The following is a 12,635-nucleotide window of genomic DNA, read 5'->3' as shown; positions in this document are numbered from 1 at the left end:
TTTCTATTTAGTGGTATTTAATCCTATTTATCCGTTAATTTTTTCTTTAAGGGTCTTGCCAGCTTTGAATACAGGTGCTTTTGAAGCTGGTATGTCGATTACTTGCTCTGGATTTCTTGGGTTTCTACCTTGTCTTGGTTTTCTTTCTCTTACATCAAAGGTTCCAAATCCAACTAATTGCACTTTGTCACCCTCTACTAATGCTTCTTCAACGCTTTCCATGAATGCATTTAATGCTAACTCAGCATCCTTTTTTGTTAGTTGACTTTTTTCAGCAATTTTTGCAACTAATTCAGCTTTATTCACTTAGAATACCTCCTTCATATTTTAAAGTACGTATAGCATATTCTCTGTAAATTTTTAAAATCCTTCTTTTTAAAAGATTTTACCAGCAATTTTTGCGATTTTTTTTCTTGGCTTCCTCCCAAAGTTCATCCATTTTTGATAGGGTCATTTTTTTTATGTCTTGTTTTGCCTCCATTGCCTTTTCTTCTATGTATCGAAATCTATAAATAAATTTATTGCAGGTGGCATTCAAGGCATCTTCAGGATTTACCTTTAAAAATCGAGCTAGATTCACTACTGCAAAAAGTAAATCTCCGACTTCTTCTTTAATTTTATTGTCATCCTTTGTTTCTTTGGCCTGGAGGGTTTCCAGTAATTCTTCCTTAACCTTGTTAACAACATCCTCTATCTGGTCCCAATCAAAGCCAACGTCTGCTGCTTTCTTTTGAACTTTGACAGCCTTTAGTAGTGCTGGTAATTCCTTTGGTATCATTGTCATTGAATCTGCTATACTTTTAATTTGCTTCTCTTGACGCTTTTGGTGTTCCCAATTGGCTAGGGCTTCACTGGTGGTTTCAGCCTTTACCCCTTTAAAAACATGAGGATGTCTAAAAACTAGCTTTTCACAAATACCCTGTACCACATCTTCCATGGTGAAGGCTTGTCTTTCCTTAGCGATTTGGCTATGAAAGATTACCTGTAGAAGTAAATCTCCTAGTTCCTCCTCCAGCAGAAGGTCATCTTTTTCATCAATGGCTTCTAACACTTCATAGCTTTCTTCTATAAGGTAAGGCTTTAGACTATCATGGGTTTGCTTGATATCCCAAGGACAGCCCTCTTTACTTCTTAATATTTCCATGATTTCCACTAAATTATTCACATTATAGTATTTTTTTTGATCTATGTCAATCCTTGGTATATAAAGACTTGTCAGGTAATCTATCCAATCCAGTCTGTCCAACATGTAAAGGGGCATCCTTTCAATCCTCTGAATCCCTGGAATTCCAGCATTCTTCACTACAAATATCTCCTGTTCATCATCATAATAGTCCATCAGTCTTAATTTTACCTCTGAAGCTATAAAGGGATCATAAACCTGAGTGATGATGTTGGCTATACTTGGATCGGGCTTTTGCTTCTCCAGCTGTAATCCATCTAGCAGCTTGAATCCGTCGATAGGATCTATCTCCAGTGCCATAAACATGGCATCCACGAAGCTCATGGCAGGGTATACTTCTTTCGGTATCCCTTCTCTTTTGCATCCTTCAAGGAGGAGCTGAACAGTGTTTTCTGCCACGTAGGGATGACCAGGAACAGCATAAAGGATATCCTCCTCCTTTGCCTTTTCTATAAGGATTTCAGCAATTTCTTCATAAACCTCTTGAAAGTCTTGCTTTTCTTCATACACATGGTCAAAGGTTTTATAATTGATGCCTTCCTCCTTTAGATAGGTGACTATAGGGTGTTTATCTGTTCTAAGGTATACTTCCTTATGGTCCTTCATGGCTTTAAAGGTGGCAAGGGTCAGATGCTCCTTTGCACCAGGGCCCAAGCCAACAATGGTTAACTTAGACATTATATTCACTCCCTTCTTACAAAAGCCTCAACCTTATTCCTTGATAAGTTTCATCTTATGAAGCACTTTTAACAATTTCCCTCCACCAGGTAGTAGGTCGAAGTCTTCCTTAATGATGGTTTGGGTTTTTAGTAGCATGATTCCATAAACAGCGGCTCCTACAGCGATGGATCCTACTGTAGATAAGCTGTTGCCAAGGAAGGGGTATAGCTGTCTGTATAAAGCATATACAACAAATCCCATGGTTGTCACCGATAGTATAGGTTTTATAACAAACTGCTGGATCTCAAAGGTAACATTTGTTTCTTTTTTCACGGCTAAAAAGTTTAGGAAAAAGGCTACCATATAGGCAGTTACAGTTCCTATAGCCGCCCCCTTAACATTCAGTGCTGGTATACCCGTCAGTCCATAGGTAACAACAAATTTAAAGGCGGCTCCCACCATTAGATTTTTTACAGGTACATCTGGTTTCCCTAGACCCTGTAATACCCCCGTTAAGGTCTGGAGGGGAGCTAAAAAGGTTACTGCAAATGCAAGGAAAAGCAAAATCTGTCCCACAGTTGCCGGCTCTGCAGGGAACAGCATCCTCATGATGGGGGTGGATAATACCGCCAATCCCACGGAGGCTGGTAATCCTATCAACAGAGCCACCCTTAAGGCTGACTTTGTATCTCCTCTGACAGCTTGCCAGTCATTTGTGGCGGCGGATTCAGAAATAACCGGGACAATACTCATGGCCAATGCTACCGTCAAGACCTGTGGCAGGTTCACCAAGGTGTTTGCCATGCCCTGTAGCTGTCCATAAAGACTGGTGGCTTCTTCAACACTATAACCGATAGCCTGTAATCTCCTCAATACTACAAAAGTGTCTACAATATTAATTAGGGGCATCACCGCTGCTCCTATGGCAATAGGAATAGCAATTTTTAAAAGGTTTTTAACAATCTCCTCAGAGGTTTCCTCTTCAGCATCTATTGCTTGTCCCTCTGCAGGAAAAATTTTATCTTTCCTTTTACGATAAAGAAATACCATCATCACTAGGGCAAAAGCTGCACCGATGCCTGTTCCAAAGGAGGCACCACCAGCTGCGTATGCTATGTCGAAGCGTCTTAATAGTACTATCGCCAAGGATAGGCCAAATAATACCTTCCCTGCCTGCTCTACTATTTGAGAAATAGCAGTGGGTTTCATATCCTTCATCCCTTGGAAATAGCCCCTAAAGGATGCTAGCACGGCAACAAAAAATACAGCTGGCGATAATGCTAGTACAGCATAATAGGTGTTGGGACTTTGGAATACGTTGGTGACTAAAAATGATGTTAACAGAGCTAAAGCAATGGAACCTATCCCTCCTAATCCCACCAACAGATAAAAAGATGTCTTAAATATTTTATGGGCTCCTTGATAATCTCCTTTCGCCCGTTTTTCCGAAACTAATTTAGATATGGCTGTGGGAAAGCCTGCAGCAGTAAAGGCTAATAAAAGATTAAAAACAGTGTAACCTACTTGATAATAGCCTAGACCTTCTGATTCAAGAATTCTTCCCAATGGAATTCTAAAAAATGCTCCCATTACTTTTACAATCATGCCTGCAGCACCTAAAATCACTGCACCCTTTAAAAAGGTATCCTTCTTCATCACAATTCCTCCACAATATTAACGTTAAGATACAATCAAGGACAAGGTCAACAACACAGAATGCCAAGACCCATCTCCACAATTACCTATTGATTATAGCAGACTTTACATAAAAAAAACAGCCCCGCCTTTACGGAGCTAGATTTTTCTATTGTTCCATTTGTTTGGATAAAAAGGCTGCAGCTGTTGCTGCTATCTTCTTCTCAACCTCACCCATGTTTACGCCACTGTTTTTGGAACAAATAATGACGGTTCCGATAGGGTCTCCCTGGGTAATAATAGGAGCTATTACCTGTGCTGTATATTTGCCATCCTCTCCTTCATCGACAGCTATAGGATACATTTGTTCCCCCTCGTTCAATACAATGGGCTCTCTTTCCTCCATCATACGTTCTAGGGTTTTGCTTACTCGTTTCTCTAAATATTCTTTTTTCGAGTGTCCAGCTACGGCTATAATAGTATCTCTATCGGTTATAATTGCAATATGCCCTAGTGATTCCTGCAATGATTCTGCATACTCTGTGGCAAACTCACTGAGCTCCCCTATTGGAGAATATTTTTTTAAAATAACCTCACCTTCACGGTCAGTAAATATCTCAAGAGGATCTCCTTCTCTAATTCTTAAGGTTCTTCTAATTTCCTTAGGAATGACTACTCTTCCCAAATCATCTATGCGTCTTACTATTCCAGTCGCTTTCACTACCATTCCCTCCTAGCTAAAGTAAAATTTAGTGTAATCATAGTATTTTACCAATCTTTGTTTTTTATTCATTGGAACAATTTTACTTTTTAAAAACAAGCCTCTGTTAAACCCTATTGTTGATTTTTACATCCTATGAATCCTTGATATCCATCGCCTCAGCGTGACAATCCCTCAATATCTTGTCATAGTTTTATTTATAGAATACGTCTACCTTTAACATAGCCTAAAATAAAGAACAGGTGCTTCAGCACCTGTCTTTATTTATTATAGCTCTTCTCGCTTAGTAATATTTGATTTTTCCTCTAATTCCCCTATATGAATTTCAAAATCCTTCTGCTTCAGAAATTGAATTATATAGTCCTTCATTTCTTCAAATGAATAGGTTTCCTTATCTTCTACCAAAATAATATGGTATCCAAATGAGGTTTGTACAATATCACTGATTTCCCCAGGGTTTAAGGAGAAGGCAGCTGCTTCAAATTCTGGAACCATTTGCTGTCTTCCAAAGTAGCCTAATTCCTCTGCGATAATTTCATCTCCCGCTGCTGCTTCCACATATTGTTCAAATAAGGCTGAAAATTCTTCTTCATTGTTGATTTTGCTTAGTAGCTCCTCTGCCTTACCTTCAGCATCTTCTGTTGCAGCCAGTACTAAAATGTGCTTTGCACTTACTTTGCTTACAAACTCTAGAGGATTGTCCCCATAGTAGGCCTCTGCTGCTGCTTCGTCAATTTCTAGGTTTTCAAAATAAAAGTCTCTATATCTATGAATGATTAGATTCTTTTTCATTTCCTTTCTGACAAAGGCTTCATCGATATTATTTTCCTCTGTAAACACCTTGAGATCTTCGTTTCCTTCCATATGCTCCACATAGGAGTTATAGGCTTCTTCAATGTCTTCATCTTCTACAGTGATATTATTTTTCATGGCTTCCTGTAAAAGAATTTCACTTTTAACTAGGTTTTCTAAAACACCTTTTTTAATCGTATCTAAAAGGGTCATCCCCGTTCCTAAATCTTGGGTAAGGATATCTGGTCCATACATCATTTCGTACTCAATTCGTTGTAATGCCAAAAGCTTTTCAAATTCCTCCATGGGAATATTGGTTCCATTAACCACCGCTACAGCATCCTCTGAAATCTTTTGGGGGCTAGAACATGCAGTAAAAAGTAGTGCTGCTATTAATAACATTGCTACCAGGATTAGTTTTTTTCTGGTTTTTCTCCCACTCATTTTTATCAACTCCTATTCATTCTTCTTCTATTATATCTAACTTTCTGTCTTTTTTAAACCACTAATTTTTTCTATGATGTCTTTTAGGTCCATCAGTACCCTGTTTTGGTCTTGGGTCTGGACTTTATAAAGGAAATGGGGTTGGTCCCCTCCATGGATACTAAGCTTCCATCGATACTGGTCCATCAGCTCTACAATGTATTCTGGTCTTAGGACTTTACCCTCCTTAAACTGAATCTTGATTTGTTTGTCTTTTTGGGAAATATACTGGATTTTTAAGTTTTTGGCTAAAGCCTTAATGTAGGAAATCAATAGTAGGTTTCTAGCACTTAAAGGAATGTCACCAAAGCGATCCTCTATCTCTTCCTCTATCATGTACATATCCTCTTGGTTTCGAATGGAGGCTATTTTCTTATAGATCTCTATTTTATGGCTTTGGTTAGAAATGTACTTTTCTGAAATATAGGCATCTACGTTGAGCTCCATCATGGTATCCTCGTATTTTTCTATTACTTGTCCCTTTAGCTCTCCTATGGTTTCCTCCAATAGCTTCACATAAAGGTCGTAGCCAATAGAAGCCATATGTCCATGCTGCTCTGAGCCTAAAAGGTTTCCGGCTCCACGGATTTCTAAATCCCTCATGGCAATCTTAAATCCTGAGCCAAATTCTGTAAACTCCTTGATGGCCTTTAACCGTTTTTCTGCCACCTCTGAAAGAATTTTATCCTTTTCGTACAATAAATAGGCATAGCCTTGACGATTAGACCTTCCTACCCTTCCCCTGAGCTGATAAAGCTGGGAAAGCCCTAGTCTATCAGCATCCTGTATAATAATAGTATTGACATTGGCAATATCCAATCCCGTTTCGATAATGGTGGTGCATACCAATACATCATATTCACCATGATAGTATTCCAGCATAAGCTTTTCCAGCTGCCGCTCACTCATCTGACCGTGGGCAACAGCTATTCTGGCTTGGGGTACCAAAGTCCCTAATCTTGCCGCCACCTGATGAATTCCCTGTACCCGATTGTAAACATAGTATACCTGTCCACCCCTTACAATTTCCCTGCCAATGGCATCCCCTATCAAGGCTTCATTGTATCCGGCAACATAGGTTTGGACGGGATACCTTTCCTCTGGAGGATCTTCAATAACACTCATATCCCTTATTCCTATCATAGACATATGGAGGGTACGGGGGATAGGTGTAGCCGTTAGGGTCAGGACATCTACAGACTGTTTCAGCTGTTTTAGGACCTCCTTATGCTTTACACCAAATCGTTGCTCTTCATCTACGATTAAGAGGCCTAAATCCTTGAAGGCTATATCCTTGGATAAAATCCGGTGGGTCCCAATAAGGATGTCTACGTTTCCTGTTCTAACATTTTCTAAGGTTTGTTTTTGCTGGGCGGCTGTTCTAAAACGACTTAACATATCTACGGTTACAGGAAACCCAGAAAATCGTTCCTTGAAATTATTATAATGCTGCTGGGCTAAAATGGTGGTGGGAACCAGTAGAGCCACCTGTTTGCTATCCATCACAGCCTTAAAGGCTGCTCTAATGGCTATCTCTGTTTTTCCATAACCCACATCCCCACATAGAAGTCTATCCATGGGGCGCTCCTGCTCCATGTCTTCTTTTACTTCTTGAATAGCCCTTAGCTGATCAGGGGTTTCTTCATAGGGAAAGAGGTATTCAAACTGTTTTTGCCAATCGGTATCCCGGGAGAAGCCATAGCCTTTACTTTCTTCCCTTTCGGCATAGAGTTTCAAAAGATCCTTTGCCATATCCTCAATGGCCTTTTTAGCCTTTGCCTTTGTTTTAACCCATTCTGTCCCCCCTAGCTTGTTGAGCTTCGGGGTTTTATCATCGGCACCGATATATTTTTGTATTAAATCCATCTGGTCTGTCGGAACGTAAAGATTATCTTCTCCAGAATAACGGATTTTTAAATAGTCCTTCTTTATTCCCTCTACCTTTAACTCCTCTATACCGATATATTTACCAATACCATGACCCTCGTGGACTACATAGTCCCCCACCTTTAAATCGATAAAGGACTTAATGGGGGCTGCATCTTTTCGTTTAATTTTTTGCTTCTTCTTTTTATGAACACCGTAGATTTCATAATCTGTGATAAGAATATATTTTACATCTACATACTCAAAGCCTCGATAAAGGTTTCCCTGTAGAATGGTGACCCTGCTAGCCGGCAGGGCATCCCCCTCCTTCACTGTAAAATCCACAGGAATTCCTTGCTCCCTAAAGGTTTCCATTAATTTTAACGCCTTTTCCTTGGTGGCTGTCACCAGTACAGTTTTATAGCCTTTTTTTACAAGGTTTTTTATCTCTGGCAACAGAAGGTTCATTTTCCCATGGAAGGTCTGTACAGGTCTTGAGGTAAAGTTAATAATCTCCTTAGGCTGAAAATCTGGATGATTTTTGGGTAAAAGACTGGAGGTAACAAGGCTACGGTTTTTTAGGCTTCTAAGGATATCGTCATAGGTAAACAATAAGTTCCCCTGGCCGGGCAAAACCTCCCCCCGTTCCAACAGGGTTTTGAAATTTTCTCGAAATTCCTCATGGAAGTCCTTGATTTTTTCCTTCCCCCTATCGGGTTCATCAAGCATCACTACTGCCTCCCCCTGAAGATAATCTAAGAGGGAGCCGGTCTTTTCATAGATATAGGGCAAAAACCGTTGGATACCTTCAAAGTTCCCTAGGGTAGAGAGCTTTTCCATCACTTCCCCTATTTTCAGCTGTAGCTTTTCCCCTGGGGCTGAATCCAGCTTTTTTAGGGTACTTTTTAATTCTTGGGATAGCTTACCAATGACTTCATTATGATTTTGGGTTTCTATAATAATCTCTGTGGCAGGATAGATCTTTATTTGTTGAACTTTTTCAATAGACTTCTGGGTATCTCCATGGAAATAGCGGATGGAGTCAACTTCATCATCAAAAAGCTCTATTCGAAGGGGATTTTCCTCTGTCAACGGAAAAATATCTATGATTCCACCTCGAATACTGAACTGACCTTTGGTATCCACCCGTTCAGTTCTTTCGTAGCCCTGCATGATAAAGGTTTCGATAATTTGATGGAGGTCAAGGGTTTCCCCAACCTTTAATGTCAATTGATATTTTTTATAGATATGTGGAGGAGTTATCTTTAAAAGCAGTGCTTCTATGGAAGCTACTACAATAGCAGGTCCTCCCTTCACCAGCCTGTCAAGGGTTTTTATTCTTTCCTCCTTAACTTCATCTCCAATAGCTTCTATATCATAAAAAACAACATCCTTTGATGGGAAAAAAAGGACTTCCTCCTTTAGATAAAACTTCAGATCCTGATAAATTTGTTGTGCCTCTAATTCACTATAAGTTAATAGACAAATCTGACGATTTAAGCCTTCGAAAACCCCATAAATCAAGTGGGATTTTTGTGAATCGTTTAATCCATGGACTCCCACAGGGGTCATATGCCCCTTTAAAGCTTCTAATAGCTGTATATATTGTAGTGAACGTTCCATTGGTGATAATAGTATGTTTTTCTTCATTTTTGCACCTGCTCTTTCAATAAGGGCTTTCCCCGTTATTCAACGATTTCAGTGGAGGATTGAACTTCCCCTGAAAAAATTAAGTGGAACCCACCGCCTATAGAGGCGGGGGGACATGTTAATTTAGTTATAATTTTTTTACTACATACCAATTCCATCCGCTGTGGAGAATCCAAGACAGTATAATGGCTATTAAAGCCTGCTTGGTTCTTGTATAGGTTAGATAGGTGACCATGCCAAAAAAGCTATGGCTAAGGATACTAGCCACAGCAGCCCATTTTCCTATTCTTTTTGAAGAAGTAATGATATCGTAAATTCCTTCAATACATCCAAAGATGAAATGGGTTCCTATCATATTGGTTTTAAGGAGGAGGGCAAAGGTGGTCTTTGCCATCTCCTCCAAAAGAGGTACTAAAATTGTAAGTCCTTCGTCTCTAAAGGATTTTAAAATCACCTTATTACATAAATAAGCAAGTATAGCCGACAATATGCCTGCCATGATGGTGGTTATCATAGGTTTTACTCCTCTTTTTAGCTATCCATTGTATCGGTTCATGGCCAGTTCTATACCTTCCTTTACAATGGATTCCACTGCCAAGGCCGCCCTTTCTATAGCCTCCACTGTAGGAGAAATTTCCTCCTTTGAAAATCTTCCCAGGACATAATCGGCCAAGTCCCCATATTGAGGCTTTCCTATACCAATCCGTATCCTTGGAAAGTCATGGGACTGCAGTTGATGGATAATGGATTTCATACCATTATGACTTCCAGAGCTGCCTTTTTGTCGTATTCTGAGGGTCCCCACCTCTATATCAACATCGTCATAAATAACAATAAGATTTTTTATATCCAGCTTATAAAACTCCATCATATCTCGAAGGCTTTCTCCACTTAGGTTCATAAAGGTTTGGGGTTTTACGAGGACAACCTTCTCACCACCCCAGAAACCTTCTCCATAGAGGGCTTTGTGCTTAAGCTTGTTTACCTTTATACCATTACGATGGGCCAGTAGGTCTATGGCTTCAAAGCCCACATTATGTCGGGTACCATCGTATCTTTTCCCTGGGTTTCCCAGACCTGCAATAATATACATTTATAATGCCTCCTATTCTTCCTATGGAGGTTGGGTTTAGTCAAACAACCGACTTACAGAAATGTTTTTGTAGATCCTTTGAATAGCTTCTGCAATAATAGGTGCCACTGACATCACCTGTATTTTATCAATCTTTTTTTCCTCTGGAAGACTGATGGTGTTGGTAACAATTAGTTCCTTAATAGCGGAATTTTGTATTCTTTCAATGGCGGGACCAGATAATACAGGATGGGTACAGCAGGCATAAACCTCCTTGGCTCCAAATTCCTTTAGGGCATTGGCTCCTTGAGTAATAGTACCAGCGGTATCAATCATATCATCAATCAGGATAACGTTTTTACCCTCTACTTCACCAATGATGTTCATAACCTCAGAAACATTTGCCTTCGGTCTCCGCTTGTCAATGATAGCGATGGGGGCATCTAAATGATTGGCAAAATTTCTAGCCCTTGTAACACTACCTAGATCAGGGGAGACAACAACCAAGTCTTGAACATTCTTTTTGATAAAGTATTTTGCTAATATAGGTACACCTAATAGATGGTCTAAAGGAATATCAAAATAGCCCTGAATTTGAGAAGCATGTAAATCCATCGTTAACACCCTATCGGCTCCAGCTGTTGTCAATAGATCCGCCACTAGCTTAGCTGTAATAGGATCTCTAGCCTTTGCTTTCCGATCCTGACGGGCATAGCCGTAGTAGGGCAGTACAGCTGTAATCCTTCCTGCCGAAGCCCTTTTAAAGGCGTCTATTAGGATCAACAACTCCATTAAATTATCATTTACTGGAGGGTGGGTGGGCTGTACCACAAATAAGTCAGCTCCCCTAACGGTTTCGTTGATATTAACAGCAATTTCTCCGTCACTGAAGGTTCCTACTTCACAATTTCCAAGGGGAATGCCTATCTCACTAGCAATCTCTCTTGCTAATTCTGGGTTAGCATTACCACAAAATATTTTTATCTGATTACCACTGGTGTTCACTTTTTTTACTCCTCCTTTGTTTTCAATAAACCCTTACGTTTTACCCAGCCTTCTTTGTTTTCTTGACGGCTGCGGCTTACTGCTAAGGCACCTTGCTCCACCTTCTTGGTAATGGTGGAGCCACTGGCGACATATCCAGATTCCTCCACTGTCACAGGGGCTATTAAGTTGGCATTGCTACCAATAAAAGCATAGTCCTTGACAATGGTTTTATGCTTGTTCTTGCCATCGTAATTGACAAATACAACACCACAGCCTATATTCACATGGCTACCCACCTCTGCATCTCCTATATAAGCTAAATGGGAGGCTTTAGAATAGTCCCCGATAATGGCATTTTTTACTTCAACAAAATCCCCTATTTTTACGTGTTTTCCTATCTGACTTTTAGGTCTTAAATAGGCATAGGGTCCTATGGTGGTATGCTCATCCACCAGGCTGTCTAAAATCGTAGAGTTGTGGATGGTTGTCCCTTTTCCTATGGTGGAATTTTCTATCCGACTATCGGCACCTATACTGCAATCCTCTCCTATGATGGTATTGCCCCTTAGGATTACACCTGGATAAAGAATAGTGTCTGGTGAAATAACCACTGTTTTTTCAATGTAGGTATGGTTGGGGTTAATGATGGTGACACCCTGCTCCATATGCTTCTTAGCGATTCTTCTCCGCATAATTTCTTCTACTTCCGCCAATTGCACCCTAGAGTTTACTGCCATAATATCTTCATAATGGGGGGTCTTGTAGACACCTACTTCTTTTCCCATTTCCTTCATAATGGTAAGAGCATCGGTTAAGTAGTATTCTTTTTGCTTATTATTGTTGCTGATCTTAGGTAGTGCCTCCCTGAGGGTTTTTGCATCAAAGCAATAAAGACCGGAATTAATCTCCTTGACAGCCTTTTCCTCCAGTGTGGCATCCTTTTCCTCCACAATTTTGTCGAGACCATTGGCTGTGGTTCTCATAATTCGCCCATAGCCATGGGGATTTTCTAATTCTGTTGTCAAGACCGTTGCACTACAACCCTTTTCTTGATGATAAGCCAATAGCTGTCCTAGGGTTTCTTCTGTAATCAATGGTCCATCACCATTGAGGACTACTACGGTGCCCTCCTCCAGAATGAGATCATGGGCCATCATAACAGCATGACCTGTCCCCAGCTGCTGGCTTTGGAGGACGGTTTTCATACCTTGGTCTAGGCTGTTTTTTACTTCTTCAGCACCATGGCCTACAACTACAATCGAATCTTCTATGCCAGATTGACGACACGTATCTATAACATGCTGAAGCATTGTTTGACCACAAACCCTATGGAGTACCTTTGGAAGCTTTGACTTCATACGGGTACCAGCACCTGCCGCCAGTATAATTGCCTGTAATTTCATTTTTTCACCACCTGTTATCGCCCTTTGGGCGGAATTAATAATGAATAATTAATAATGAATAATTAAAACTTTTAAAATCCTCAATACTAATAAAGTCCCCTTGTCTTAAACTACAGAAAATTTCATAGGATTAAAACAAAATATTCTTTGAAAGCTTCAGAGATTAATTTTGTTATGTTTTAG

Annotated in this window: 10 protein-coding genes; all 10 read right to left on the bottom strand. The window is 40.0% G+C overall.

Annotation, left to right across the window (positions count from 1 at the left end):
• Positions 1–27 precede the first annotated feature (27 nt).
• The 10 genes from BLS22_RS00360 to glmU all read right to left on the bottom strand — a co-directional run bounded on the left by BLS22_RS00360 (position 28) and on the right by glmU (position 12,452).
• Positions 28–306, bottom strand: a complete 279-nt coding sequence (locus BLS22_RS00360) for an HU family DNA-binding protein (protein WP_090548686.1) — start codon at positions 304–306, stop codon at positions 28–30.
• A 79-nt stretch (positions 307–385) separates the two neighbouring features.
• Positions 386–1,861 carry a bifunctional methyltransferase/pyrophosphohydrolase YabN gene (gene yabN / locus BLS22_RS00355; protein ID WP_090548683.1) on the bottom strand — a complete coding sequence of 492 codons (1,476 nt, stop codon included), beginning with the start codon at positions 1,859–1,861 and terminating at the stop codon, positions 386–388.
• Between the two features lie 33 nt (positions 1,862–1,894).
• The gene (locus BLS22_RS00350) at positions 1,895–3,499 is read right to left on the bottom strand and encodes a putative polysaccharide biosynthesis protein (RefSeq protein WP_090548680.1); all 1,605 of its coding nucleotides are present in this window, start codon (positions 3,497–3,499) and stop codon (positions 1,895–1,897) included.
• 148 nt (positions 3,500–3,647) lie between these two features.
• Positions 3,648–4,199 (bottom strand): stage V sporulation protein T, encoded by a 552-nt coding sequence (gene spoVT, locus BLS22_RS00345; RefSeq protein ID WP_090548677.1) that lies wholly within the window; start codon positions 4,197–4,199, stop codon positions 3,648–3,650.
• A 267-nt stretch (positions 4,200–4,466) separates the two neighbouring features.
• Positions 4,467–5,435, bottom strand: a complete 969-nt coding sequence (locus BLS22_RS00340; protein WP_090548674.1) for a peptidylprolyl isomerase — start codon at positions 5,433–5,435, stop codon at positions 4,467–4,469.
• A gap of 36 nt (positions 5,436–5,471) precedes the next feature.
• The gene (gene mfd / locus BLS22_RS00335) at positions 5,472–8,990 is read right to left on the bottom strand and encodes a transcription-repair coupling factor (protein WP_090548670.1); all 3,519 of its coding nucleotides are present in this window, start codon (positions 8,988–8,990) and stop codon (positions 5,472–5,474) included.
• Positions 8,991–9,117: 127 nt separating this feature from the next.
• On the bottom strand, positions 9,118–9,504 hold the full coding sequence (locus BLS22_RS00330; RefSeq protein ID WP_090548667.1) for a hypothetical protein: 387 nt from the start codon (positions 9,502–9,504) through the stop codon (positions 9,118–9,120).
• Positions 9,505–9,525: 21 nt separating this feature from the next.
• Positions 9,526–10,083 carry an aminoacyl-tRNA hydrolase gene (gene pth, locus BLS22_RS00325; protein ID WP_090548665.1) on the bottom strand — a complete coding sequence of 186 codons (558 nt, stop codon included), beginning with the start codon at positions 10,081–10,083 and terminating at the stop codon, positions 9,526–9,528.
• 36 nt (positions 10,084–10,119) lie between these two features.
• A complete protein-coding gene (locus tag BLS22_RS00320) occupies positions 10,120–11,067 on the bottom strand; it encodes a ribose-phosphate diphosphokinase (RefSeq protein WP_090548662.1) in 948 nt (315 codons plus the stop codon).
• 5 nt (positions 11,068–11,072) lie between these two features.
• Positions 11,073–12,452: a bifunctional UDP-N-acetylglucosamine diphosphorylase/glucosamine-1-phosphate N-acetyltransferase GlmU gene (gene glmU / locus BLS22_RS00315; RefSeq protein WP_090548659.1), complete on the bottom strand. Its 1,380-nt coding sequence runs from the start codon at positions 12,450–12,452 to the stop codon at positions 11,073–11,075.
• Positions 12,453–12,635: the final 183 nt, after the last annotated feature.

Origin of the sequence: Natronincola ferrireducens (assembly GCF_900100845.1) — a bacterium.
Lineage (GTDB): Bacteria > Bacillota > Clostridia > Peptostreptococcales > Natronincolaceae > Natronincola_B > Natronincola_B ferrireducens.
The sequence above is the reverse complement of the archived record's forward strand: the minus strand, read 5'-3'. Positions and strand labels throughout refer to the sequence as shown.